This is a genomic window from Faecalibacterium sp. 7 (assembly GCF_049562865.1).
Lineage (GTDB): Bacteria > Bacillota > Clostridia > Oscillospirales > Ruminococcaceae > Faecalibacterium > Faecalibacterium wellingii.
The window spans coordinates 2,801,041-2,826,225 of the sequence record NZ_CP186911.1 but is presented as its reverse complement, the minus strand read 5'-3'; the positions used below and the strand labels follow the sequence as shown (position 1 = coordinate 2,826,225).

The 25,185-nt window shown below is 53.4% G+C and carries 24 protein-coding genes, 2 tRNA genes and 2 pseudogenes; 12 read left to right on the top strand and 16 right to left on the bottom strand.

Going from position 1 to position 25,185, the window contains the following annotated elements; translation table 11 throughout:
- Window positions 1–14 precede the first annotated feature (14 nt).
- From ACKXF7_RS14165 to ACKXF7_RS14150, 4 genes are all read left to right on the top strand, one after another.
- Window positions 15–851 carry a PRD domain-containing protein gene (locus ACKXF7_RS14165; protein WP_423741651.1) on the top strand — a complete coding sequence of 279 codons (837 nt, stop codon included), beginning with the start codon at window positions 15–17 and terminating at the stop codon, window positions 849–851.
- A gap of 82 nt (window positions 852–933) precedes the next feature.
- Complete coding sequence (locus tag ACKXF7_RS14160; protein WP_423741650.1) at window positions 934–1,866, top strand: AEC family transporter; 933 nt, start codon at window positions 934–936, stop codon at window positions 1,864–1,866.
- Between the two features lie 52 nt (window positions 1,867–1,918).
- On the top strand, window positions 1,919–2,332 hold the full coding sequence (locus ACKXF7_RS14155; RefSeq protein WP_249238451.1) for an SseB family protein: 414 nt from the start codon (window positions 1,919–1,921) through the stop codon (window positions 2,330–2,332).
- Window positions 2,333–2,403: 71 nt separating this feature from the next.
- Window positions 2,404–2,868 carry a pyridoxamine 5'-phosphate oxidase family protein gene (locus tag ACKXF7_RS14150; protein ID WP_339394677.1) on the top strand — a complete coding sequence of 155 codons (465 nt, stop codon included), beginning with the start codon at window positions 2,404–2,406 and terminating at the stop codon, window positions 2,866–2,868.
- A gap of 120 nt (window positions 2,869–2,988) precedes the next feature.
- On the opposite strand, the gene ACKXF7_RS14145 is transcribed toward ACKXF7_RS14150, so the two are convergent.
- From ACKXF7_RS14145 to ACKXF7_RS14130, 4 genes are all read right to left on the bottom strand, one after another.
- Window positions 2,989–3,921: a carbohydrate kinase family protein gene (locus ACKXF7_RS14145; RefSeq protein ID WP_339394678.1), complete on the bottom strand. Its 933-nt coding sequence runs from the start codon at window positions 3,919–3,921 to the stop codon at window positions 2,989–2,991.
- Between the two features lie 422 nt (window positions 3,922–4,343).
- Window positions 4,344–5,297: a pyruvate kinase gene (locus ACKXF7_RS14140; RefSeq protein ID WP_423741649.1), complete on the bottom strand. Its 954-nt coding sequence runs from the start codon at window positions 5,295–5,297 to the stop codon at window positions 4,344–4,346.
- A gap of 285 nt (window positions 5,298–5,582) precedes the next feature.
- Window positions 5,583–6,974, bottom strand: a complete 1,392-nt coding sequence (locus ACKXF7_RS14135) for an alanine/glycine:cation symporter family protein (protein ID WP_423741648.1) — start codon at window positions 6,972–6,974, stop codon at window positions 5,583–5,585.
- A gap of 192 nt (window positions 6,975–7,166) precedes the next feature.
- Window positions 7,167–8,498, bottom strand: coding sequence for an MATE family efflux transporter (locus ACKXF7_RS14130; protein ID WP_423741647.1), 1,332 nt, complete (start codon window positions 8,496–8,498; stop codon window positions 7,167–7,169).
- A gap of 309 nt (window positions 8,499–8,807) precedes the next feature.
- Between ACKXF7_RS14130 and yfcE the strand changes: the two genes are divergently transcribed.
- The gene (gene yfcE, locus ACKXF7_RS14125; RefSeq protein WP_423741646.1) at window positions 8,808–9,353 is read left to right on the top strand and encodes a phosphodiesterase; all 546 of its coding nucleotides are present in this window, start codon (window positions 8,808–8,810) and stop codon (window positions 9,351–9,353) included.
- Entirely contained in the window at window positions 9,353–10,189 is an 837-nt protein-coding gene (locus ACKXF7_RS14120) for a DNA-3-methyladenine glycosylase family protein (protein WP_423741645.1), read from the top strand. The genes yfcE and ACKXF7_RS14120 overlap by 1 nt, the downstream gene beginning before the upstream one ends.
- A gap of 92 nt (window positions 10,190–10,281) precedes the next feature.
- Here the strand turns inward: ACKXF7_RS14120 and bilS are convergent, their stop codons facing one another.
- The 3 genes from bilS to ACKXF7_RS14105 form a co-directional block, all read right to left on the bottom strand.
- Window positions 10,282–10,773, bottom strand: coding sequence for a flavodoxin family protein BilS (gene bilS / locus ACKXF7_RS14115; protein ID WP_423741644.1), 492 nt, complete (start codon window positions 10,771–10,773; stop codon window positions 10,282–10,284).
- Between the two features lie 64 nt (window positions 10,774–10,837).
- Window positions 10,838–10,913, bottom strand: a tRNA-Ala gene (locus ACKXF7_RS14110).
- A 140-nt stretch (window positions 10,914–11,053) separates the two neighbouring features.
- Window positions 11,054–11,683, bottom strand: a complete 630-nt coding sequence (locus ACKXF7_RS14105) for an energy-coupled thiamine transporter ThiT (protein WP_339394685.1) — start codon at window positions 11,681–11,683, stop codon at window positions 11,054–11,056.
- A 289-nt stretch (window positions 11,684–11,972) separates the two neighbouring features.
- Between ACKXF7_RS14105 and ACKXF7_RS14100 the strand changes: the two genes are divergently transcribed.
- Window positions 11,973–12,221, top strand: coding sequence for a sporulation transcriptional regulator SpoIIID (locus ACKXF7_RS14100; RefSeq protein WP_249238464.1), 249 nt, complete (start codon window positions 11,973–11,975; stop codon window positions 12,219–12,221).
- 46 nt (window positions 12,222–12,267) lie between these two features.
- Here the strand turns inward: ACKXF7_RS14100 and sigG are convergent, their stop codons facing one another.
- The 3 genes from sigG to ACKXF7_RS14085 all read right to left on the bottom strand — a co-directional run bounded on the left by sigG (window position 12,268) and on the right by ACKXF7_RS14085 (window position 15,304).
- Window positions 12,268–13,041, bottom strand: coding sequence for an RNA polymerase sporulation sigma factor SigG (sigG, locus tag ACKXF7_RS14095; protein WP_348583699.1), 774 nt, complete (start codon window positions 13,039–13,041; stop codon window positions 12,268–12,270).
- A 673-nt stretch (window positions 13,042–13,714) separates the two neighbouring features.
- Window positions 13,715–14,428, bottom strand: coding sequence for an RNA polymerase sporulation sigma factor SigK (sigK, locus tag ACKXF7_RS14090; protein ID WP_423741643.1), 714 nt, complete (start codon window positions 14,426–14,428; stop codon window positions 13,715–13,717).
- A 33-nt stretch (window positions 14,429–14,461) separates the two neighbouring features.
- On the bottom strand, window positions 14,462–15,304 hold the full coding sequence (locus ACKXF7_RS14085; protein ID WP_423741642.1) for a sigma-E processing peptidase SpoIIGA: 843 nt from the start codon (window positions 15,302–15,304) through the stop codon (window positions 14,462–14,464).
- A gap of 254 nt (window positions 15,305–15,558) precedes the next feature.
- Here ACKXF7_RS14085 and ACKXF7_RS14080 point away from each other — a divergent pair, with 254 nt between their 5' ends.
- Both ACKXF7_RS14080 and ACKXF7_RS14075 read left to right on the top strand, forming a co-directional pair.
- A complete protein-coding gene (locus ACKXF7_RS14080; protein ID WP_423741641.1) occupies window positions 15,559–16,005 on the top strand; it encodes a hypothetical protein in 447 nt (148 codons plus the stop codon).
- A gap of 571 nt (window positions 16,006–16,576) precedes the next feature.
- Window positions 16,577–16,652, top strand: a tRNA-Ala gene (locus ACKXF7_RS14075).
- Window positions 16,653–16,718: 66 nt separating this feature from the next.
- Here the strand turns inward: ACKXF7_RS14075 and ACKXF7_RS14070 are convergent.
- The 3 genes from ACKXF7_RS14070 to ACKXF7_RS14060 all read right to left on the bottom strand — a co-directional run bounded on the left by ACKXF7_RS14070 (window position 16,719) and on the right by ACKXF7_RS14060 (window position 19,569).
- Window positions 16,719–18,332 carry a recombinase family protein gene (locus tag ACKXF7_RS14070; protein ID WP_097783561.1) on the bottom strand — a complete coding sequence of 538 codons (1,614 nt, stop codon included), beginning with the start codon at window positions 18,330–18,332 and terminating at the stop codon, window positions 16,719–16,721.
- Window positions 18,333–18,472: 140 nt separating this feature from the next.
- The gene (locus tag ACKXF7_RS14065; RefSeq protein ID WP_055190497.1) at window positions 18,473–18,658 is read right to left on the bottom strand and encodes a hypothetical protein; all 186 of its coding nucleotides are present in this window, start codon (window positions 18,656–18,658) and stop codon (window positions 18,473–18,475) included.
- An 89-nt stretch (window positions 18,659–18,747) separates the two neighbouring features.
- Window positions 18,748–19,569, bottom strand: a complete 822-nt coding sequence (locus ACKXF7_RS14060; RefSeq protein ID WP_097783560.1) for a DUF6551 family protein — start codon at window positions 19,567–19,569, stop codon at window positions 18,748–18,750.
- A gap of 134 nt (window positions 19,570–19,703) precedes the next feature.
- On the opposite strand from ACKXF7_RS14060, the gene ACKXF7_RS14055 reads away from it, so the two are divergent.
- From ACKXF7_RS14055 to ACKXF7_RS14045, 3 genes are all read left to right on the top strand, one after another.
- Window positions 19,704–20,912 carry a sensor histidine kinase gene (locus ACKXF7_RS14055; protein ID WP_423741640.1) on the top strand — a complete coding sequence of 403 codons (1,209 nt, stop codon included), beginning with the start codon at window positions 19,704–19,706 and terminating at the stop codon, window positions 20,910–20,912.
- 95 nt (window positions 20,913–21,007) lie between these two features.
- Complete coding sequence (locus ACKXF7_RS14050) at window positions 21,008–21,571, top strand: accessory gene regulator B family protein (protein WP_179858953.1); 564 nt, start codon at window positions 21,008–21,010, stop codon at window positions 21,569–21,571.
- Window positions 21,572–21,586: 15 nt separating this feature from the next.
- The gene (locus ACKXF7_RS14045) at window positions 21,587–21,739 is read left to right on the top strand and encodes a hypothetical protein (RefSeq protein WP_154251299.1); all 153 of its coding nucleotides are present in this window, start codon (window positions 21,587–21,589) and stop codon (window positions 21,737–21,739) included.
- 1,021 nt (window positions 21,740–22,760) lie between these two features.
- Here ACKXF7_RS14045 and ACKXF7_RS14040 read toward each other — a convergent pair.
- The 3 genes and pseudogenes from ACKXF7_RS14040 to ACKXF7_RS14030 all read right to left on the bottom strand — a co-directional run.
- Window positions 22,761–22,889: pseudogene (locus ACKXF7_RS14040) on the bottom strand (Maff2 family mobile element protein); the annotation flags it as partial.
- Between the two features lie 135 nt (window positions 22,890–23,024).
- A pseudogene (locus ACKXF7_RS14035) lies at window positions 23,025–23,246 on the bottom strand (VirD4-like conjugal transfer protein, CD1115 family); the annotation flags it as partial.
- Window positions 23,247–23,337: 91 nt separating this feature from the next.
- Window positions 23,338–24,579: an IS110 family transposase gene (locus tag ACKXF7_RS14030; protein WP_097839621.1), complete on the bottom strand. Its 1,242-nt coding sequence runs from the start codon at window positions 24,577–24,579 to the stop codon at window positions 23,338–23,340.
- Window positions 24,580–25,185 lie beyond the last annotated feature (606 nt).

Genomic DNA, 25,185 nt, shown 5'->3' with positions numbered 1-25,185 from the left:
AGGAGGAGGGACCGATGCACATCCAAAAGGTGCTGAACAGCAGCGTTGTGCTGGTGCAGGATGACAGCGGCGAGGAATCCATCCTGCTGGGCAAGGGCATCGGCTATGGACGCAAGGCCGGCGAACCCATTGAGCGGCAGCCCTCAGACCGTGTGTTCCTTCCGCTGTCCAACCCGGATGCACAGCCCATGCTGGAGCTGTTTTCCAGCATCCCGGCGGTCTATCTGGATCTGACACAGGACATCGTGGACGATGCAGAGCAGTCGCTGGGGGTCAAGCTTTCAGCCCACATCTACCTGCTGCTGACGGACCATCTGCATTTTGCGGTGGAGCGCCAGCAGAAGGGTCTTGTGGTGACCAACCGCATCTTCTGGGAAATCAAGCATTTTTATCCCAAGGAGTATGCGGTGGGCCGGCGCGGGCTGCAAAAAGTCAGGGCAAAGCTTGACATCGAGCTTCCGGACGAAGAAGCAGGCAATATCGCCTTCCATATCGTCAATGCACGGCAGGACCCGCAGGCCGGCTACGATGCCATGCGGGCGGCACAGTTCATCAGTGAGCTGTCCAATATCGTCACCTACAGTATGCACTGCCCGGTCAGCGCGGAGAGCATCCACTATGCACGGTTCGTGAGCCACCTGCAGTATTTTGCCGAGCGGTTCTTCTCCGGCAAGCTGATGGACAGCGAGGACGACTTTTTGTTCCAGCAGATGCAGCAGAATTATCCGGCAGCGGTGACCTGCGCGGAAAAAATACGCACCTTTGTGCTGCGCAAGTACGGCGTGTTTTTGCCCAACGAGGAAACCGCCTATCTGGCGTTGCATGTGGCGCGGCTGACAAGCGGCAAATAAAATCAAAAGGGGAGAGCTGCCTTGCAGAAAGGCGGCTCTCCTTTTGGGCTTTTACAACACAAGACGGAAAAGAGGAAAAACAATGCAGATCAGCATTCTTTTGGCCCAGCAGATCGCGCAGCTGTTCCTGATCCTGATCATGGGCTACGCCGTGGTCAAAGCAGGGCTGCTGAAGGCAAGTGACAGCAAAGTGCTCTCGGTGGTTATGGTATATCTGGTCACGCCCTGTGTCATCATCAATGCGTTCCAGATCAACGACACGCCAGAGATCCGCAAGGGACTTTTGTACTCCATGGCTATTGCGGCGGCTATCCATGTAGTGCTGCTGGGGATCAGTGCACTGCTGAGCCGTCCGCTGAAGCTGGATGCCGTGGAACAGGTGAATGTGATCTACAGCAACGCGGCGGCGCTGGTGATCCCGCTGGTCAGGGCCCTGCTGGGCGATGAGTATGTCATCTATTCCTGCGCATTTATCATTGTACAGCTGATCCTGCTGTGGACGCATGCCAGTTCTCTTTTGCAGGGCGACCGTGCGCTGGACTGGAAAAAAGTTTTTTCCAACATCAATATGATCGCCATTGCGGCCGGTGCGCTGCTGTACTGGTTCCGTGTGGCGCTGCCTGCGCCGCTGCAGAACACCATGAGCACCATGGGTGATATGATAGGCCCCATGGGCATGCTGCTGGCGGGTATGGCCATTGCAGAAAAGCCGCTGCGGGATGTGTTCTGTACCCGCCGCAACTACCTGCCCACCGTGCTGCGGCTTGTGGTGTGCCCGCTGGTCGTGCTGGTGCTGCTATTGGTCTGCCATGCTTCCAGCTGGGTGGCTGATGGCAAAAACATCCTCATGACGGTGTACCTTGCCGCCATTACCCCCGCCTGCGCCACCGTTACCTCCATGGCCCAGCTGTACGACCGCGATGCAGCGCATTCCAGCGCGTTGTATGTGCTCACCACGCTGCTTTCCATCATCACAATGCCGGTGATGATCGGCCTGTTCGATCTGCTGCTGTGATGAGCTGCGCTTATTCCCTCCGCCAAAATACAATGGAAAGGAACCAACTTCAATGAATCGACCCAAAGACGAAGGACTGAACGGAAACGAAAAGATCGAGCAGGCGGTGTACGCCCTGCAGCAGGAGGCCACACAGGAACAGCTGGCCCACACCCTCACCGTCATCCGGCGGCGCATGAAGGAACACGGCCAGTTCGTCGTGGCGGTGGAACCTAATTTGGGCAGTGAACAGATGCAGCTCCGGACCATCCGGACCGCCGACGGTGCAAGCTGGTGGTATGCATTCACCAGCTTTGAGGAAGAACTGAAGGGAGCCGAGCCGGTGCAGTCCACCTTTCTTGTGGATATGGACAAGCTGTTTGATGCAGCGCTTGCCGTGCCGGAGATCAGCGGCATCATCCTGAACCCGTGGAACCGCACCATTCAGCTGGACAAAACGCTGATCCGTATTACCAAAGGAAGCTGACCGCCAAAGGGCGGCAGACTACTTATGATGAAAGTGCAATATCAGGAAGGAAAGCAAAGATGTTCAGACCCATGAGAAGAGCTAACCGGGAGATCCCGGAGGAAGCCGCAAAACATCTGCTGAAGCAGTCCCGGCGGGGCGTGCTGGCCGTCAACGGCGATGACGGCTATCCATTTGCCATTCCGGTCAACTATTTCTACGATCAGGAACAGGATAAGATCTATTTTCACGGCGCAAAGTCCGGACATAAAGTGGATGCACTGAAAAAGAATGATAAGGTCTGCTTTACCGTTTACGGCAATGAGCACTTTGAGCCGGGCGATTGGGCCCCCTATGTGCAGAGCACAGTGGTCTTTGGCCGCTGCAGGCTGGTCGAGGATGCAGCCGCCACCGAGGCCCGCGTGCGGGAACTGGGCCTGAAGTATTATCCCGGCAGGGAAGAGGTGGAAAAAGAAATCGCAAAAGCCATCAAGGGCGTACAGCTCTACGAGATCACGATCGAACACCTGACCGGCAAGCAGATCCAGGAAAAGTAAAAGTCCTTCCGGCTCGCATCTGCGTGGAAACCGAAAAGACAAAAAGACAGAGGCAGCATAAAAGCTCCTCTGTCTTTTTTGGATGATGGCTTTATAGCAGGTGCTTATGAAAACGGCTTCTCAGTCCACCACAGGGACGTCCAGCCCGAATTCCAGCGGGCGGAAGCGGGGACAGACGTTCTCGGTGATGCAGATGACCGATGCAGCCAGACGACTGCCGATCTCACAGGACTCGGCCAGAGTCTTGCCGTAGGTCTGGCCGATGACCGTGCCGGCGAAGAAGGCGTCACCGGCACCGGTGGTGTCGAGAACGTCTACCTTCTTGGCGGGCACGATGCCGGATCCGCCGTTGGCACGGGCATACACGGCACCCTGACCGCCCATGGTGATCACCATGCTGGGAATGTTGGCACTGTGCACATTAGCAGCCAGTACCTTGCGCATTTCCTCGGGGCTCAGGTGGTCGTAGTCGTCCGAAAAGAGCAGTCCGGCTTCCTGCTGGTTGCACACAAAGCAATCGATCTGCTGCAAAAAGTCCCGGCGCTCCATAGCGATGCTCATGTTGGAAATGGCAGCAAAGACCTTCTTATGGTACTTTTTGGCATAGTGCAGCACCTGCTTTACAGTTTCCTTTTCCAGATCCAGCTCCAGTGCAATGGCGTCACAGTCGGCAAAGATCTCATCTCCCTTTTCCTTCAGCAGGCCGGTGAGGGGAGTGGTGTCCGGCCGCTTGGAAATGGCTGCGTGCACATCGCCGTCGTTGTCAAAGATGGCCAGCCAGGTGCCCATGCCGTCCGGCACACGCAGGATGTAGCGGGTGTTCACCTTATGATTTTCCAGCTTGTTGATCACATCCTGTCCCATGCCGGTGTCGTCCACCAGACTGACAAAGGTAGGACGCAGCTCTACATTGGCGATATCCTCCACCACATTGCGGCTCACACCGCCATGCACCTGCTCAATGCGCCCGGCGTTGCGTCCGCCGGGAATGTAGGCAGACAGGGGATACCCCTTGATATCCACAAAAACAGCTCCGATGACTACGATGCCCATAAACGATAAACCTTTCTGAATTCAGTTGATTTTACCTTTATTATACAGGAAGCGGACAAAAGAAGCTATCCTTTTGCCGATTTTTTGTGGAAAAACTTCTGTGCGGGACGATTTGAAAACGCCCTCCGCTGCGCTCTGGGCATTTTTAGCGGAATATTATTTATATTTGCCAATCGGGAAAATCTGCGGATTTTCCCGATTGGCCTTTTCACGGGAGGGCCCGTAGCGGAAAACGACATCTACAACAATTATTACAGGCTTTCCAAAATGCAGAAATGAAAGCTGCCACTCTCGGTCACGACCCCTTTCTGTGAAAAAGGGATTCCGAAAAGTCCGCAGACTTTTCGGAATCCCAAATAAAAAATAATTCTTCCTCTGACGATGCCCAGAGCGCAGCGGAGGGCATTCTAAATCAGCACGTATCACATCGCGGTGCGTGCTGTGCGCACCAGATATTCCATGGCCTGCACCGGGTATTGCCCGGCAGCTGTTTCGCCGGTCAGCATGACGCTGGCAGCACCGTCCAATACGGCGTTGTAGATGTCGCTCACCTCGGCCCGGGTGGGCACGGCGCGGGTGCACATGCTGTCCAGCATCTGGGTCACCACCATAAAAGGCACACCGGCAGCCCGGCAGGCAGCAGAAAGCTGCTTCTGGCAGCGGGGCAGCTCCCACAGCGGCATGGCGTTGCCAAGGTCGCCCCGGGCAATGACGATCTCATCGGCAAGATGCAGAAATTCCGGCAGGGCACGTACCCCAGCCATGTTTTCAATTTTGGCAAAAATGCGGATGTCTGCTGCGTCTGCCTGCTCTAAGGCGCTGCGCAGGGCCAGAATGTCTGCCTTTCCGCGCACAAAGGGCAGCATCACGCCGGTAACACCGCACTGCTTTGCAATTCTCAGGTTCTGCAGGTCCTCTTCGGTCAGGGTAGGAGAGTGCACGGCAAGGCCCGGCGCAGCAATGCTTTTGCGGCTCTGCAGCGTTCCGCCGCGTACCACTGTGCACAAAAGGGCACCCGGCAGGGTCTGCGTCACCTGCACCAGAAGTTTCCCGTCGTCCAGCAGAAGCTGCTGTCCGGGGGCAGCGGCCTGCACCAGAGCTGCCGGGCAGGGAATGCCGTCTGCGCCAAGGCGTACAGAACTGCCCTCAACCAGAGTGACAGGCTCTGCCAGCGTGCCGATGCGCAGCTCCGGACCCTGCAGGTCGATGAGCAGCTGCCGGATGCCGGCTGCGCGAATCATTGCCAGCCAGTCAGCGTGTGCGGTCAGCGGTCCATGGGAAAGATTCATGCGGATGCCGGTCATGCCGGCTTCCACCATGCGCTGCAGGGTCTCTAACTGCCCACAGGCCGGGCCGATGGTTCCATAAAAATCCAAGATCCTTTTCCTCCGTCCATTTTCGGTGCTGTTATCCAATGCATCTATTGTAACATGAACTGTCTGGATTGAAAAGAGCCGGACGCGGGCAGAATAAGGGGGTTGAAAAAATGCAATAGCAGCCTGCACAGGGAAATAGAGAAAAAACCAAAAACCCGGAACCTTTTTTGAGCCGTCTTGGCCCTGAAAAAGTTCCGGGTGTTATACAATATTTTTGGATGCTGCAGATGCTTTTATGCACATCGTTTTAGCCGAAAGTGCAATAGCCTCTTTTGTTGTGGGCAATCAGCCCTCAGATGCAAAAAATTCCCGGGTCAGCCTGACCACTGTGCCGGAAAGCAGCAGCAGCGCGAGCAGGTTCGGAATGCTCATCAGGCCGTTGAAGGTATCTGCAATGCTCCACAGCAGGCCCAGATCCATCGTTGCGCCCAGAATGGACACAAAGGAGTAAACCAGAAAGAAGGGCTTTGCCACCTTATCGCTGCGGCACAGGAACACCAGGAACCGGGAACCGTACAGGCCCCAGCCGATGATGGTGGAAAAGGCAAAGCAGCACAGCGCCACAGCGGTAAAGACCGATGCCCACCCGCCGTAGGTGGTGGTGAAGCCGCTGATGGTCAGCTCTGCACCGGCAGCAGTGCCGTAATTCACGGGAGTGCCGCTGCACAGGATGACCATGGCGGTCAGGGTGCAGATGACGATGGTATCCGCAAACACTTCAAAGATGCCGAACATGCCCTGCTTGACCGGCTTTTTGGTGTCGGCGCAGGCGTGGGCGATGGAGCCGGTGCCGAGACCGGCCTCGTTGGAGAAGATGCCGCGGGAGACGCCCTTCTGCATACTGACGAACAGGCTGCCGATGGTGCCGCCCGTGAAGGCAGCGGGATCGAACGCACCGGCAACGATGGACGTGAACACATGGGGCAGACGCTCAAAATTCAGCACCATGACGCCCACGGCCAGCGCGATATAGAACAGCGCCATAAAGGGCACCAGCTTTTCGCTCACGCTGCCAATGCGCTTGATGCCGCCCAGCAGCACCAGCGCTACCAGCAGGGTCACGATGATGCCCACCACAAGGTTCAGGGTGGAAAGAGAACCGCTGCCCACGATGCCGTACTCCAGCAGGGCGGTGTCAATGGCCGCAACGATGGTGTTCACCTGTGTGGCATTGCCGGTGCCGAACACGGTCAGCACGCCGAACAGGGAATACAGCACAGCAAGGAACTGCCAATGCTTGCTCAGGCCGTTTTTAATGTAGTACATGGGGCCGCCTACCCATTCGCCGGTCTCGCTGCGTTCACGGTAGTACACCGCCAGCGTGACTTCGGCGAACTTGGTGCACATGCCCAGCAGGGCAGAGCACCACATCCAGAACACCGCACCCGGGCCGCCGATGGCGATGGCACCTGCCACACCGGCGATGTTGCCGGTGCCCACGGTGCCCGCCAGTGCGGTGCACACCGCCTGAAACGGCGTCATGGCACCATCGGAAGCATCCTTTTTGCGGAACATGCGTCCGATGGTGGTTTTGATGGCGTAGGGGAATTTGCGGATCTGCAAAAAGCCCGTGCGCACGCTCAGGAGCAGGCCCACGCCGATGATGCACACCATGGCAGGCACGCCCCAGATGAATTGGTTGACCGCATGATTGACGGCCGTGATCGTTTCGATCATATTTTCCCACATCCTCTGTTAAATTGCGCTTTTCCAGCCGTAATGCCGGAAAACAAACAATTTATTTTACATCAGGATTTATACGCTGTCAAATAAAAATCGTAAAAAAGAAGGAAGAACCTTTGCGGCTCTCCCTTGTGCTGTGGACATTTGTTTTACTTTGCCTTCGCCGTTCGGCGCTTTCAGGAAAGCTCAACGCTTTCCAACTGCCCGGCGGTACACCGGGTAGGCCACCAGCGCAGAAAGTGCCTCGGTGATCCAGAAGGCATGCCACACGCCGTTTGCGCCCAGAAAATGGCACAGCACAGCGGCCAGCGGCATAATGAAAAGAAGATAGCGGCACAGCGAAATGACCAGCGATTCGGTGCCTTTGCCAAGGCCCTCCAAGGCACCGGAAGAGGTGGTGGAGACGGCAGAAACCACAAAACCCAGACAGATGATGCGCAGGGCGGTCTGGCCGATGGCAATGGTCTCGGGGTTGGAGGTGAACAGCTGCATCAGCGGGCGGGATGCGAACAGGCAGATCAGGGTCCCGGCTGCCATGATGGCCGCACTCATAATGAGGGTGAGCTCATAAAGCTTTTTCACACGGGCGTGCTGTCGGGCACCGTAGTTGTAACCAATGAGCGGGCGCATGCCCTGCACAATGCCGTTAGCGGGCAGATACAGGAAGGTCTGCAGCTTATAGTAGATGCCCAGCACCACCACATAGCTCTGGGAAAAGCCCGCCAGCAGTCCGTTCAGGAAAGTGACCAGCAGGGAGGGCAGGGCCAGATTGAGAATGGCGGGCACGCCGATGCCGTAAAGCCTTTTGTCCAGTGCGGCGTCCGGGTGCAGGCAGCTGCGGCGCAGGCGCACCGGGAGCTCGATGCGGGCATAGACGAAAAGGTAGACACACAGGCTCAGAAGCTGACCGATGCCGGTGGCAAGGGCTGCACCTGCAATGCCCATGGCAGGCACCGGGCCAAGGCCGAAGATCAGGATGGGGTCCAGAAGGATGTTGCACACACAGCCAAAGATCAGAGCAGCCATGGTCACCTTCATGCGGCCCACGGCCTGAAACATCTTTTCAAAGGCCAGACCAGCCATGTTGATGGTGGCAAACAGGAATACGATGGTGGAGTAGGTGATGCCGGAGGAGATCAGGCTTTCGTCACCGGTGAACCGGCGTAAAAAGCCCGGCATGATGGCGATGCTGAGAATGGTGATGAGAATGCCGTGTATCAGGCTCAGAGCCATACCGTGGGTGGCTGCGGTCTCAGCCTTTTTGTGGTCGCCTGCGCCCAGATACAGTGCGATCATGGCATTGATGCCGATACCGAAGCCGATGGCGATGGCGTTGGCAAAATTCTGGATCGGGAACACCAGAGACAACGCAGTCATGGCGTCTTCGCTGATGCGGGCCACAAACAGGCTGTCTACAATGTTGTACAGACTGTTCACCAGCATGGAAATAACATTGGGCAGCGCCATGGATACCAACAGCGGCAGCACCGGTTTTTCTTTCATAAAGGTCTCGTTCATAGTGTTTGCATTGCTCCTGTAGAGAAAAGGAATGAATTGCGGCAGCCGCGGAATCGTCAGGGCGAGACTGCTCGAAGATAAAAGCAGACGCAAAAAAGCCACACAATGGCTCTTTTGAAGTCATTGTGTGGCGAAAAGTAGCATATTGCTGTAAAAATCCACACGAATTTTATTAACTGTAGGATAACACGGCTTCCGGCAGATGTCAAGAGGTTAAACAAACAAAGTATGACTTTTATAGACTTGACCATTTTTCACCGGGAGGCTAAAATAAAAATAGATACTTTATAAAATAAGGAGAATCCTGCCATGAAATGGATGATCGCATCCGACCTGCACGGGTCGGCGTTTTACTGCAAAAAAATGCTCGAAGCGTTTAAGCGGGAGAGAGCAGACCGGCTGCTTTTGCTGGGGGACCTTTTGTATCACGGCCCCCGCAACGACCTGCCGGAGGGCTATGCCCCGAAGGAGGTCATCCCGCTCCTGAACGGGCTGAAGCCGGCGCTTTTGTGCGTGCGGGGCAACTGCGACGCTGAGGTGGATCAGATGGTGCTGGATTTTCCCATTCTGGCCGACTATGCTGTGCTGCCGGTGAGCGGGCGGCTCGTTTACGCTACCCACGGTCATGTGCACAACCTGAAAAATCTGCCGCCGCTGGCTCCGGGAGATATCCTGCTGCATGGCCACACCCACATTCCGGCGTGGACAGAGTTCGGCGAAGGCAATCTCTACCTGAACCCCGGTTCTGTGAGCATCCCAAAGGAGGGGAGTGCACATAGCTATATGACACTGGAAGGGGAGACCTTCCTTTGGAAAACGCTGGAAGGTGAAGTGTACCGGGAGCTGGAGCTGTGATGGGGGCAATGGAGCTGGAAGAGAAAACGGTTCAGATCCGGGATGATTTCGACCCGGACAAAATTCTGGCAAGCGGCCAGTGCTTTCGCCCCCGGAAGCAGGCGGAGGGCTGGTATCGGTTTGTTTCCGGGAGACAGCTGCTTTACCTCAGACCACTGCGCAGCGGAACCTACACGGTGCGGTGCGAGCCGGGCGCATGGGAAACCTTCTGGCACGGTTACTTCGACCTTGGCCGCAGCTATGCCGCACTGCGTGGAAAGCTGGACAGCCGGGACGACTTTTTGCAGCGTGCCATGGAATATGGCCGGGGCATCCGGGTGCTGCGGCAGGACGAGTGGGAGATGCTGGTCAGCTTCATCATCTCACAGCGAAAGAGCATCCCGGCCATCCGCAGGGCGGTAGAGCTGCTTTCGGAGCAGTTTGGCGAGCGGCTGGGCAGCGATGGCGAAGGGCCGGTGTATGCGTTCCCGACAGCAGAAGCGCTCTGCTGTGCCGGGGAGCAGGCGCTGCAGGAGTGCGGTCTTGGCTACCGCACTCGCTACGTGCTGCATGCGGCGCAGCAGGCGGCAGAGGGCACACTGGACCTGAAGAAGCTGGCTTCTCTGCCCGATGAAGCGCTTTTTGCCCGTTTGATGGAGCTGGATGGCGTGGGCAAAAAGGTGGCAAACTGCGTGTGTCTGTTCGGCTATGGTCGTGTGGGCCGTGTGCCGGTGGATGTCTGGATCGAACGGCTCATCCGGGACGAGTTTGCCGGGCAGGACCCGTTCCCTCAGTTCGGGCCGGAAGCAGGCATCGTGCAGCAGTACCTGTTCTTTTATAAAAGAAGCGTGGGATGAGAACCGCGGAACTGCAGGCAGGAGCGTAGGATCATCCGCTAAGCAAAAAAGGCAACGGCTTCCTCTGTTTGAGGAAAACCGCTGCCTTTTTATCATTTTACCGCCTGCTTCAGCCGTTCCAGATCATCCGCATCCGGGTGAGAAAGGGCGTTGTCGAAATTCTCGATCAGCGCATCCAGGTTGGGCAGATGGATCGGCTGCTTTTTCATGCCCTCATACCGCTGGCGTACCGACAGCGGCATCTTGCCCTGACACATATAACGGCCGAAGACCGTGTTGCTCCTGTCCAGTGAACGCTCCGCCTTTTTCAGGATCTTGCTGAAATACTCCTCACTGCCGCCAAAACCGGCGGTGCCAAAGAGGAAGATGTTTTTGCCATGCAGCTGCTTCAAAAAGTCCAAAGTACTTTCGTCAGCGGTTCCTTTGTCTGTCCAGAAGCCCACGTAGAGCTCGTCTGCCTCCAGGGCAGCAGGGTCCGGAGTGCCAAAATAGCAGCAGCTTTCCTGCGGCAGACAGCTGTGCAGCGTGTCTGCCAGTAATTTTGTGTTGCCTGTTTTACTGCTGAATACGATCGCGTAGCTCATAGGTTTCTCCTTTGTTCGGTAGTAATAAAAAACACCACACGTTTCCGTGCGGTGTTTTTCCTTCTGGTGGAGAATACCGGGATCGAACCGGTGACCTCTTGCATGCCATGCAAGCGCTCTCCCAGCTGAGCTAATCCCCCAGATGTTCGTGCCGTGCCTGACGACAGGAGTAATTATACCAGCGCTTTGCCGGATTGTCAACAGCTTTTCTGGATTTTTCGCAAAAAAATTCCCGCCGGGGGAATGCCCTTCCCGGCGGGAAAAATGACTGCGAAAAAACTTACGCTCTTGCGTTCTGCCGGTCGAAAATCTGGGGTGCGACACGGATCAGGATCACCACAAGGACGGTGGTCAGGATGGCTTCGGGCAGCATGTAAGTGGCGTTGTACAAGGCGCTGTACAGCCAGCACAGACCGTCCACGCTCATGCTGGAGATCCCGGGGAAGCCGATCTCGGTCATCCAGCTGAAAGCGTAGTCGTAGTCCTTCCAGACGATGTAACCGGACAGAAAGCTGCACAAAAAGCGCAGCAGGCACACCACAAAGGCACTGACACCGACACCCACGGTGCGGCTGCGGAAAGGCTTAGCGATCAGGCAGGCGAAGCCCAGCACCGTGAAGGCCAGAAGGTAGTCCAGCAGCACGCAGCCCACCTGCGCCGTGAGGGTCTGGCAGTATGCCAGATTGCCAAGGCCCTGCACAAGCTGGATCAGGCTGTTGACGAAGGCGGTCATGACGCCCCACTTTGCGCCGTGGCGGTAGCTCATTACCAGAATGGGTACCATGCTGAACAGGGTGATGGAACCGCCGTGGGGCATGAGCGGGATCTGGATCATGCTCAAAACGGTGGACAGCGCGATCATCAGTGCACCCTCCACCAGAATGCGGGTCTTGGAATAGGTTTTGGTCATAAGGATTCCTCTTCTCAGAACAATAGTACACAAAAACAAAATACGCCCGCTTTTCAGCAGGCGCACGGGGTTTGTGAAAGAACGGACAGTTCTGCAAACTCCCACGCCGGCATTGTCCGGTCTGGTAAAAGGGTACTCCGCACAATGCGGATCTCAGCCTTTCGGCACCCCTGTTTTTATGTCCGTATAAAAGTATAGCGCATCTGGTGCAGAAGTCAAGCCCCGGCGGCACATATCTGCCCCGTCAGGCGCATAGGCTGTACCATAATACAGCAGGAGGGATCCGGGCATGAAGGGAGACCCTGAGCAGAGAGCAATACAGCTGGGCGAGTACATTGCGGCCCATCGCACCACCGTGCGGGCGGCGGCTGCGGTGTTCGGGTGCAGCAAATCCACGGTGCACAAGGACGTGGCCGTGCGGCTGCGGACGCTGCAGCCGGAGCTGTTCCGGCAGGTGCGGGCTGTGCTGGCCCGCAACAAAGCCGAGCGGCATCTGCGCGGCGGCGCAGCTACCCGGCGCAAATACAGCCGCAAATGAGAGACGGCGCGCTTTCCGTTTTTATTCCGGAAGCGTGCCGCCTGTTTTACTGCTGGTTCTGGGGGTGGAACTGGCTCAGTGCGCCCTTTTCCAACCGACTGACCTGTGCCTGACTGATGCCGATCTCCTGCGCCACCTCCATCTGGGTCTTGCCCTGCAGGTAGCGCAGCTCCATGATCTTTTTCTCCCGCGGGGTCAGCCCGGCCACCGTCTGGCGAAACTGCAGCCCGCTGATCCAGCTGTCCTCGCCATCCGGGTCCCGCACCTGATCGATCACGTACATGGCATCGCCGCCGTCGGTGTACACCGGCTCATCCAGACTGATGGGCTCCACCACCGATTCCAGCGCCGCCGTTACTTCCCGGCGGGTGAGCCCGGCACTCTGCGCGATCTCGTCCATGGTCGGCTCGCGGCCAAGCTGCTTTTCCAGCGTCTCGCGGCTCTGCATGGCCCGGTAAGCGGTATCCCGCAGGCTGCGGCTCACCCGCAGGGCGTTGTTATCCCGCAGAAAGCGCCGGATCTCGCCAATGATCATGGGCACGCCGTAGGTGGAGAAGCGCACCGGCTGGGCGGGGTCGAAATGATCGATGGCTTTGATGAGCCCGATGCACCCCACCTGAAACAGGTCGTCCAGATTTTCGCCGCGCTGGGCGAACCGCTGCACCACGCTGAGCACCAGCCGCAGATTGCCCTCCACCATCCGCTCCCGTGCGGCGGCATCGCCGGTGCGCACCCGGGCCAGCAGCTCCCGCTTTTCGGCCTCGGTCAGCACAGGCAGCTGGGCCGTGTTCATGCCGCACAGCTCCACTTTGTTGTACATCCAAACGCCCCCGGTCTGTTTTTGTTCTCACCGGGAGTATGGGATGTGCAGCGGCATCGTATGCGTGGAAAAAACTGTGCGCTTTCCCGTTTGGCAGGAAAGCGCGGCAAAATATTGTTTTTTGTGCGGATCTATGATATGCTGTATTTGCGGCGGCAACGCCGCCATCAGGCGCTGTGCCCACAAACGCAGAACGGGTTGCGGCACCCAGCATCCGCTTCGTGTCTTGAGCGGCACTCGCGTCTTGCTGGCCGCGGCCCCAACCTCGCCTCCCTGTTTCCGCCATAGGCGGCGGTCGGCTCCGTTGCAGCTGCTCCTTACCGGTACTTGGGTGCCGGCTAAAGACGATTTTTTCTTGAAAATCTCGTTCTCCCCGGATGCCCAAGGGCGGAAAGGGGGGATGCACCATGACGTTTGAACAGGTCGTGCTTCTGCTCACGCTTCTCGGCGGAGCGATCTACGTTACGTTTGAAATTACATGGACTGTTTCTCACAGTGATGACAAAAAGAAAAAATGACCGCCTTCAGACTCCCAAACCTGAGCGGTCATCTTTTCTTGACTAATCCGGTAAGGAACTAGCCGTTTGCAGGGCCAGCGCCTTTTGTAGTTTTATTATATGCGAATCAGCGCGGATTGTCAAGCCCGGCGGGCGGCAGTTCGCGTTTTTCCACTTCATTCGCTTTCCAGCTGGGCCTTTAATGTATGGATGATCCGCTTTTCCAGCCGGGAGATATAGCTCTGGCTGATGCCAAGGGCGTCGGCGGCTTCCTTCTGGGTGCGCTCCACGCCGTCGGCAAGGCCGAAGCGCAGCTCCATGATCTGCCGCTCCCGTGGGGACAGGCTGTCCACGGCACGGCGCAGAACGGCGCGCTCGGCGTCCTGTTCCAGCCGCTGGCTGATCTGGTCCTCGTCGCTGCCAAGAATGTCCGAGAGCAGCAGCTCGTTGCCGTCGCCGTCCACGTTGAGCGGCTCGTCGATGCTGGCCTCCTGCCGACGGTTGGAGCTTTTGCGTAAGTACATCAGGATCTCGTTGCCGATGCAGCGGCTGGCGTAGGTGGCCAGCTTGATGCTGCGCTCCGGGGTGAAGGTGTTCACGGCCTTGATGAGCCCGATGGTGCCAATGCTGATCATATCCTCGGCGGGGACCCCGCTGTTTTCGTACTTTTTGGCAAGGTATACCACCAGCCGCAGGTTGTGGGTGATCAGGTCGTCCCGGGCGCAGGCGTCTCCCTCTGCCATACGGGCCAGCAGGGCTTTTTCCCGCTCCGGGGTCAGGGGCGGCGGCAGACTGGGCGCGCCCGCCAGATAATGGGCACCGCCGCAATATCGCAGCCGTGCAAGAAGCCGCTGCCAGAACAGCCGGAATGCAGAAATACCATGGAACATGAGATCTCCTCCTGTACATCTATAATATAAGCGTCAGCGGATGCCCAGCTGCCCGGCCAGCTCACTGTCAAGCAGTGCGGTCCAGTGCTCCGGGGGCGTTTCCGGGCGGCAGAACGCAGCCAGAAAACCCTGTACCCGGCGGCTGCCCACGCGCAGGGCTTTGGCCGGGACCGCAGGCAGCACACAGTGCCCGGCAATGGTGGTGCAGGGCACCAGCCGCACCCCCAGCTCCGGCGGCGGTGCCGCACCGCAGGCAAAGTAGCTGTCCAGAAAGGTTCGCAGCGCCTGCGGCAGGCCGTCGCGCACAGAGGGGTAATGCAGCAGCACCACGGCCCGCCCGCTCAGCGGGTCCTGCACCGAAAAGCCGGTGTCGCACAGCGCCTGCACCGGCAGGGCGGCACTGTCCAGCTCCAGAACGGCGGCAACGCTGCGGGGCCCTGCCCGGCCAAAGCAGAACAGCACCGCCCGCAGCAGGGCAGATACGGCCCCACAGCACAGCAGCAGCCGCCCCGGAGAAAGGGCAAAGTACACGCAGAGGTTCGCGCTCTGCACGCCGGGCAGCACCGCCGCCCCGCACAGCAGCAGGTTCAGCAGCAGATACCACGCGCACAGCCGGGCAAAGCCGCGCGGGCCGGGCACACCGTAGGCAGCGGCCACAACGGCACCGCAGGTTAAGGCTTTGCAGAGCACTGCCGCCGCGCCGGGCAGCTCCGGCAGCAGGATGCCAAGGGAGGAGACTGCTGCTGTTGCACTGCCTGCCAGCAGGTGCAGGCCGCTGCACTGCCGTGCACACAACAGCCCGGTGCACAAAAGCAGCATTGCTGCGGCCAGAAAGTTCGTCAGCAGCAGCTCATCCAGATAGATCACAGTTTTCATAGAAAAAGCCCTCACACATTCCAGTATCTTCCAATTGCAGAAAAAACCATGTCGATGCGCTGAAAAGCCGGGCTTTTGTAAAGATTTTGAGACCGGATTTTCACAAGTTATCACACTTTTCACATTTTTTTCAAAAAAGTACTTGAATCTTTCTGGAAAGTGTGGTATATTATTGCCATCCTAGATACGGGATGCGAACCACACAAAGTGGTTTGTAAAATATTTTTTCTAATTTTGAAGGGAGTAATATCATTATGATGATGCCTGCAAACTTCTCTGCTGTTGCAGAAAACGAACTGACCTACGTTGTTGGTGGTGCTTCTCTGGTTGACTACCTGGCACCCGCTATGACCACTGAGAACTGGCAGAATGTTTCTGCTAACGTGATCAAGATCGTTGGCAACACCTTCCTGAAGAGCTATGTTTCTTCTGCTTTCGACAGCGTGTTCGATGGCAACTACGTCCCCGGTGACTTCATCGGCGGCGTGTGGAACACCGTGCACCGTGCATACGACAAGGGTGCTCACACCTACGCAAACGGCGCTTGGGGCGCTGGCCTGGGCCTGCTGAACGCTGCCCTGAGCATTGCTGGCGGTCTGTCTGCTATCTACACTCTGGGCTCCAGCTCCATCGGTCTGGAAGTCAAGGCCGCTGGCGACAAGACCCTGAACACCGGCTACGGCTTCGGCTACAAGGGCTAATCTCTCCTGATATAAGGATAGACTAGCACCCGGAGGGAAACCAAAGGGCTAACGTACCCCCGCACAGAATGGGCAACTGTTCTGTGCGGGGGTTTTGTTTTGAGTAGCTTGAGCGAGCGACAACCACCAGCTCCGCTGGTGGAGTAGAAAATGCTTTAGCTATAAGATTCGAGCAAAGCGAGATGACAAAGAAATTGTCATCTTAGAAGATGCGCTTTGCAACATAGCTCGTTAGAGCGGTAGGGCAGGTAATGCAGATGAAAGACGCTTGCTCGTGGCCCCTTGAGGGGCTTTGCCAGTAGGATGCCCTTCTAGGGCTTACTCAAGCCACCGGTTTAGCCGGTGGTTTTGACTTTTTTCAATTTTCTGGGAAAAATCTTCCGAAAATGGTTGACAATCCGGGGAATCGCTGGTATAATTACTCCTGTCGTCAGGCACGGCACGAACATCTGGGGGATTAGCTCAGCTGGGAGCCCAAGCAGTGCGCTCACGCACCCCCACGACTGAACTTCATAAAACGTTTCTTGTTTGAGTATCTCTTTTCCAGAGGTTTCTACTTCTGGAAAATTATGGGGGATTAGCTCAGCTGGGAGAGCGCTTGCATGGCATGCAAGAGGTCACCGGTTCGATCCCGGTATTCTCCACCATTGGCTCAAATAAGAGTTACAAACACCGTTGATTTCAAATCGAAGTCAACGGTGTTTTTGTGTTTGTCAGCAAGCAAGTTCATCGCTATTCTCCAAATACTGTGCAAGATCAAAGTTGAAGTCCACATGGATTTGGTATCCGCGATAAACTTCTACCCTGCGGATAAGCTGGCTGACGATCATCTTTTTTGCTTCAAAGCTGGCACTATCGTACAGGTCTGCGTAAGAGATCAATTCTTCGTACAGCTGCGATACATTTGCCATCAATTCAGCGTTTCGCTCCAGTTCTGCACTGGCTTCTTCACACAGAGTGTCCAACTCCGTGTGCTTCTTTTCCTGTGCTGCGATCATCTCGGCAAGAGTGTCTTTCGGAAAAGCACTCTCCCCTTTGATTACAGCCAGAATCTCAGTTTTTAAGGCGAGCAAGTCTTTTTCGGCCTTGTCGCGTTCTGCTTGAAGGGCTTGCAGATGGTTCTTGCGCTCCGCAGTTTCCTTCGCATAGCGGCTGGTGATAAGCTGCTCTTTTGGGATACCTCTCAAGCGGGAGAAAATCTGGCGAACCATCTTGTCGATGATCTCATCCAGAATGTGCATAGTGTAGCCGGTCTGCCCGGTGCAATCCGTCTGCTTGCGGAGTTTTCCGTAGCAGGTGTAGCGAATGCGGAGCGTATCGTCCAGAGTACCATCGGAGAGCTTACGCCATTTCCGGCTGGTCGTCAGGGCGAGCCTTGCACCACAGTGGCCGCAGTAAACGTTATTGGAAAGCAATGCCTGTCCACGGGTACGAAGAGGAACATGGTGTTCGGCTTCTTCCGCTGCGTGGGCAGAGCGATCTTCCCGGATACGCTGTGCAGCTTCAAACTCCTCCTGCGGGATGATCTGGAGTTCGGGCATCAATTCGGAGCGGGCATCTCCGCAGCGGAGAACGCCCATGTAGGTCAGGTTGCCGACCATTCCTCGCAAGCTGCCCGGATGCCAGCACTTTCCAGAGCGGGCACGGTATCCAGCATTGTTCAGATAGGTGGCAATCCGCTGTGCGCCGTAACCCTCGTATACATATTTATCGAAGATCAGCCGAACGATTTCGGCTTCCTGCTCGTTGATATGCAGTTCGTAGAGTTCGTGCTTGCGCTTGTTGATGCGGCCACTTTTCACAAGGTCATAACCATACGGCGCACTGCCGCCCTTGAAGTGTCCTTCTTCCACAAGCTGCCGCAGGCTGGTACGGGTACGGACAGAAGTTTTTTCGCTTTCGCCGTCTGCCTGCCAGAAGCGGATATAGTTCAGCAATTTGTCAGTGTGGTTGTCGAATCGCTGCTCACCCTCTTGGGTACTCCATACCCGGATGCCGTTTCGTACAAACCATTCTACGACAAATGGCGTTTCATCTGCGATGCGTCCGATACGGTCGAACATGAACACCAGCAGAATATCAAATTTGCCCTTTCGGGCGTATTCCTTGATGATTTGCAGCTTGTCACGGGCTTCTGCGCGGACTTTGTGGCCAGACACGCCTTCTTCTTGTTCTTCATGGACGATGACCCAGCCCTTTGCTTCGGCAAATTTGTGACACGCCTTGCGCTGCATGGGAAGGTCTGCTTCATGGTTCGAGTTGAAATCCACCTGCTTATCGGTGGAAACACGGTACAGGCAGCAGACACGGTTTTTATTTTCAGTCATAGGGGGTTCCTCACTTTCGCTATAAAAGCGAGGATGAACGATATTCGGTTATCAAAGAACGGTTGGTCGTGGTTCATGGATTGCTCCGAATACCACTGCCATCCTCAGTATAGCGCGTTCTTTTGTCCTCGTCCACGATGTCAGCTGGTCTTTTTGGTATAGCTGGTGGCGAGCAGGATGTCACGGACACGCTCAAAGACACCCGGATTGGGTTCTTTTGCAAAATTGAGGACGACAGGATAGCCATTGATAACGGTATATCGGCGATTCGGGTCGTTATTGGTCACCGGAACGTTGCCAGCGACCTGCGAAAACTTATCGACCATTGTATCATCACTCCTATATATTGTAATTTTCAATATGTAACAAGGGACATCCGCAGCTTGCAGATGCCCCTTGGCAGAGAGAATATGTTTTAGAACTTCATCGACAGAGCGTCCTTGCGACCTTTGCCGTTGTAGGCCATGTAGATGGGGAAAACGTATTTCTTCCATCCGGGCAGCTTGGCGGGATTATCCCTGCCGACACGGTAGATCTCCATAGGATGGACGTTGCCCAGCGCACGGATGAGCCGTTCCTCGCTGAACTCACCGTGATACAGTTCTACGAAGTGCATCACGCCCCGCAGGACAGATGCCCGGAATGAATCAGGCTTACCCTCCCATGCGGCGACGATCAGCCGCAGGGATTCGCAGTAGATTTTTTCGCCCATCTGGTTGTACAGCTTGAGAGCGGTGCCCACACAGCTGATGCGGTAGTCGCTCAGCTGCAGGCTGTCATAGTTGAACGCCAGACCAACCCGGTTGGTGGCTGCGAGAAATGCTTTGGAAGGTGCATCGCCGCCCACGACCTTGGCGCGCAGCTTGATGCCAGCAGTAAGCGGTGCGGAGTGACCGTTCTGTTCAGCAAAGAACAGGGCTTCCTGCTCCATCGTCAGGCCGGTGTAGACCTTACAGAGAATCGGCAGGTCTTTGCCGCCGTTACGGAGGATGCGCCCCTCGATAGTGTGCTGACCGTCCACCACATAATACTTACCGTTGCGGAAACTGACCTTCGGTTCGTTCGCAACATATTCGTTGAAGTCCGCAGCAATCATTTCCACCCGTTTGCGCTGTACGCCCCGCTGATAAAGTTCACGGGGATAAATCAGCATCTTGCTGTGAAGCACCAGCATCTGGTAAGGCGGGGTGATATTGAAAGAAGCGGCAAAATTGTTCGTGTCGTTTTTCAGGCGCATCGCATTTCCTCCTTGATTCGCCAAATGTATTTTTCGGCTTCAGTCAGAATCTCAGCCACCTGCTTCTTACGCTTCGGGCTGGTGAGCAGGCTGGGATTAAAGGTGAAGCTGTATTCGAGCCGCTGGATCATGGCATGAACAGCGGATTGCAGTTCGGTGTATCCATTGAATTCAGTGTTATTGTCTTAAATCGAAACCAAATCGTCAAAATTTTTTTAATTCTACTATCCTGCTTTATTGTTGCCAGAACTCTATATGGGAATATCTCAGGAAGGTTTTTATTATTTCTTATTGTTGTAGAATATCTCTTGACATACAGCTTATCTTTTGCAGTCGGAATGCTTGCAACATCGGTTTGTGGGATGGATGCTCAGACGTTTCAATCCGACAAGGCATTATCCCTAATCTATGGAATCTCTTATTATTCAGCCGAATTATTTATTATTGCGCTATTTCGCAAAATGATGCTTCAGCGTATGGGCAACAGACCCAGAAGCGATGCTCAACATTCGCAGCTGATACTGTACTTTCTATTTCCATGCGCATCGTTTGTAATGCTTGTGATTCTGCTTTACGTTACAAGCGGTCATAATATAGAAGAGTTTGTTTCTGCTGGCTGTTGTATTCTCATTTTTATTTCAAACGTCGCAGTCCTCTTTTTATTGGAGCGAATGGAGTATGCCGCATCGGAAAGAGAACAATTATTGATGCTTAACCAGCAGATTCAGCTGCAATCGAAAAACATGACTTCGGCAAGCGAACTTTATTCTGCCCAAAGGAAAAAAGTCCACGATTTCCGGGCGCACCTGAATATCCTAAATCAATTGATGAAGAATCAAGAGTATTCTGCCGCTGAAGAATATCTTGAAAAAATCACCGAACAGCAAACAGATCGGCTTTTCCTTGTCAACACACACCATCCTATCTTGGATGCACTTTTCAACACAAAAGCTGCCGAAGCAACTCAAAAGAAGATCAGTATTGATTTTGAAGTGAATGATCTATCAAATCTTCCATTTGATGCCTCTGATATAGTAGTGCTTCTATCAAACCTCTTGGATAATGCCATTGAAGCGTGTCAACGGTACGATAAAGGTGACAAAACGATTCATGTCATGGCGGTTGCGCAACAAGACTTTTTTATCTCTGTCCGAAACACATCAGAACCTGTTACAATTATAAACAGTTCCATTCCAACTACAAAACCAGAACCACAGCTGCATGGTTTTGGACTTGCGAACATCCGACTGATTCTTGAAAAATACAGCGGCGAGTATACCATGTTCTATGAAAATGGGTGGTTCCAGTTCACCGCTGATATACCGCTCACTCCGATTTCGTGACAAAAAAAGTCCATTTCGTTACATTATTGTGGAAATTGTAGCTCAACTTGTGTATTCTTTCTTTCAAGAAAGTTCTTTTAATGAGGATTGTCGCAATGAAAGATTTTGCAATGCAATTAACGCAAAAGTGCGTGTCGATGGGATTGCTTGATGAATCTTATTCTGAATGGTTTGCATATAGCATCGAAAAAAGAGTGACAACCTTATTAACTTGGCTTGTGCAGTGTCTGATTGGTGGTTTTTGCTTTGGCTGGACCATAACGATCTCATTTTCTGTGTTCTTCCTCTTAATTCGGAAATACACAAACGGTTATCATGCTGCTACTTATATTAAGTGCCTGTTATGTTCCAGTTTATTAGAAGTAGTTCTTCTTGCTTCAATCTCCTACGTTTTTTGTACAGGCAAGGCGTTGCTTTTCTTAACTATAGTTTCTGATGCTACAATTTTGTGTATTGCACCAGTTAACAATAAAAGCATTCACTGGTCAACAGATGAATTTAAGGCTGCAAAAATAGCTGTTCGTTGGTTATTATTGATTCTAAATATTTTCGCAATTTTGTTGGTGGAAGTTCAAATTGCTCCTTCCATACTACAAGGGTTGGTCGCAGCATTGACTGCTGATGCAATAACACTATCCATTTCACGCTGTCAAAATTGAAAGGAGGGCATACAAATGAAAATTCAAGTCAAACAGTTCGCCAAAAAGAAAATTGAAGCTCTGGTGAAGAAGGATATGCAGGAGTGGCCTCCGGGTTGTGCGGGCTGGATGTATCAGCCGAAGCGTCCCTATGTACCGGAGAAGCATCTGCAAGAAAAACGAAAATAAGTTTAATCCTGAGATGGCATGGTTGCTTTCCTGTTTCAACAACAAAAAGCACTATGCCATTTTTCTTTGTTGGTGACTCCGATTTCGTTACGAATTTTCTCCATCTTATTACAGAAATGTAGACAATATTGCTTGCTGTGTATACAGTGTAAGAAAGGATGGCACAATGCACAAATCGAAAGGAGTTACTCCAATGTAGCAATATACCCTGATTCCTCTTGGGCTGGTGTTCTGGTAGATGCAACAAATCGCGTTGGCTGCTACTATGTTGTCAATATTGCTGCAAAGACCGGAAAGACTTGGTATGTTGAAATTTCAAATAATATCCGATAACCGTTTTTGAGCAAGGAGTTTTTTATGCTACCGTTTTTTAATCAAAAAGAGTTGGTGGTTTGCTCAAATCAATCTCAATACCAAAAATACACATCTCTTTTAGAAAAAGAAGGAATCGGATATCGAACAAAAGTACGCGATTTATCATCGCCGTCTTTGTTTTCGATGGGAACCCGTGAAAGAACTGGAACCACATTTCAAAAGGTCAATTGTCAAACAATCTACACAATATACGTTCGCAAAGTTGATTACGAACGTGCTGTTCACGTTGTCATTGTTTGATTAAACCGCCAAAACCATATACGCTTTTCCTCGCCAAACAATCAGTTGCAAGCAATGTTTTCGTCTATACAAAAACATTGCTTGCTGGGGGAATGCCCCAAGCCCCTTTGATCTGCATTTTCCAATGCAGGCTGCGCATCCCTTCGGGACGCTTTTTATCCGGTGATGTGCTCCGGGTCGTTGAGGACTTGTATGAGGTGAGAAGCGGCTTCTGCCAGAGAAGCATACTTCATCTGTTCCGGGACAGGCGCATCCAGAAACGAAATGCCCCATTCCTGCATTCACAAGATAAGAGCTTATTCATAATCAGACCTCCGATTTTCACTTTTCAGCGTTAATGCGTTTTTATAAATCTGAATAGTGGGCAGCGGTCATTTGATTATGTAGTGTTACTTTATGGCACATGAGTATTGCTGCCGGGGTTGTCGTTACCGTAACCTTCCAGCAGGTTGATGGCACCCCACACGCCGAGACCGACACCCAGAGCGACAACCAGAGTCTGAAGAACTTCGATAACAGAGTTAAAGAATTCCATAGTCGTTTCTCCTTTATAAATGAAAGTTGTAGACCGCCCGTACACACCTGAAGCTGTTGCTGTTAAGCCGCAAACTACGGCGGAAGTGGGCTTGCTGGTGTACCTCTCTGGTCAAAAATAAAACCGCCTACCGGGTCAGGCAGACGGAAGCGAATCAGCGTCCACCACGATGAACTCATCACCGGGGTGGATCTTTTCTTTTCGGTTCAGATATTTTTCAATATCGAAGGTGTTTTTGGGGTCGTAGTCGGAGGTCAGCTTGTAGTTGGGATGCTGGGTCAGGTCGTACTTGTCAGAAAGAAATGGTCTGACACCACGCAACTGCAAAATGCACTTGCCGCCGTCCAGCACCGCCAGCAATTGTTGCCGGGTGCAGCGAGCATCCGGCAACTTTAATAAGCCGACAGGAGAGTTCTGTCAGCAGAGTTTTCAAATTATAGAAAAATCCTTAATCTTTGCAATCTAAACAGATGGCAGCTGCAGGGGGCTCTTGGGTACGCAAATATTCAGATACTCGCGCATAGTAGATCCTTAGAAATTTTGCACTGCCAGCAATCGTGTAGACGTAGTAGTGCTTTCCTTCAGCGCGCTTTTTGTCCATAAAGCAAAAGACGCTGTTATCTTTGTGGGATAAGGTTAGAATAATATTTGCTACAAGGAATACAGTGCGCCTCAAATGAGGTGAGCCGCGCTTGGAAACGTGGCGTGACTTGGATTCAAAGTTTCCAGATTGGAACGGTGGTGCATCAATGCCGGCAAAGGCAACGAGAGCTTTCTTGTTTTTGAAACGTCTGACATCACCAATCTCAGCCATTAGAGCAGGGCCTGTAATGGGTCCTGTGCCCTCCATCTGCATGACAACTTCATATTCAGGAAGCAGCGAAGCCAATCGGTTCATTTCTTCTTGAGTAGACTGTTTCGCCTCGCATACAGCATTCAGGCTCTTGCAAGCCTGCAATACTAAAGCCTTTGTTCCGTTGTTTTTCGGGAGAGTAGGAACGGCATCCTGCGCCAGAGCATACAACTTGTGCGCTGTATTCGTACGAAATTTATAATTTCTCCGCAAACACCATTTACGGTAAGATTCTGTGAATTTTTCAATGGAAAGTCTGAGTACACAGTCTCTGTGCCAATAAATTGAAAAGAAATCGACCCACTTTTCATGACCATCCGCATTCTTGATTGCATGTCCAAAAGCCTGATCAATCGAAGGGAACGTCTGATCTGCCAATGCAATCAGGCCATTACGAAGGGATGTTGCTGTCGAAGCCAATCTTTCATACATTCGTGACTGCTCTTTCAACACGAGTCTGGTTTCATCCTCATCATTAAATGGCGGGAGTTGATTCCAAAATGTCAGGGCATAGTTGGCGATTTTTAAAGAGTCTGCACGGTCTGTTTTCAGCTTCCGGATAGAATTATCGCTAAAATCGTGAATCAGCATAGCGTTTACGACAGAAACATAAAAGCCTGCATTTTTCAGGGTCAATGCAATAGGCTTCCAATAGTTGCTTGTGTGTTCCATTACAACGCGGATATCTCCTCCTGTCGTTTTCAGTATGGAGACCAGTTTCTCAAGATCATGGCTAGAATGAGATATGTCAAATGGACATGCAACAATTACTCCACCTGGCCTGCGAATAGCAACTGTGCTTTTGCGCTTAGAAACATCAATACCTACGGCTGTGATTTCCATTGACTTCATTTTTCCGGCCTCCTTTTTGTGCCTGTTCCGCCTGATGCCCATCACCGATTCAGCTTGCTTTGTGACACGAATGTACAGTGACAAGAGCCACCGATAACTCAACCTGCGTCAATCGAACGCTGCAATGGAGATGGCGGAGAACAGTTTGCGATTCCGAGCGTGGTAGCTCAAGCAGGGCAGCGTTCTCTCTGCACATCTCAATTGTAGCTTAGGTTTGGGCGTCTGTACAGCTCACTGGCTGTGAACCTTTCAGAACCAACACAATTGTAGCAAGCAGGGCTTTTGTCTATACAAACGCCATTTTTGCGTTGCAAAATGCTTGTTGGGCTGTGCCCAAACCCCATTTGTTCTGCATCGTGCCGATGCAGGCTGCGCGTTTTTTCGAAACGCTTCTATTTATATAAGGTAGAGTTTCAAGACAGTTGCGCTCTGCAATTTTGATGGAGACATCTCAAGCCAAACGAACAGCCAGCAACGGCCTCAACGGTAAGTGAGGTCATGATGCTGGCTGTTCTTCGTTCAGAACGGAAAACATTCGACATTTTCGCTGGTTCATGGTACACTACATCCAATCCATGCGAATCCGTTGGA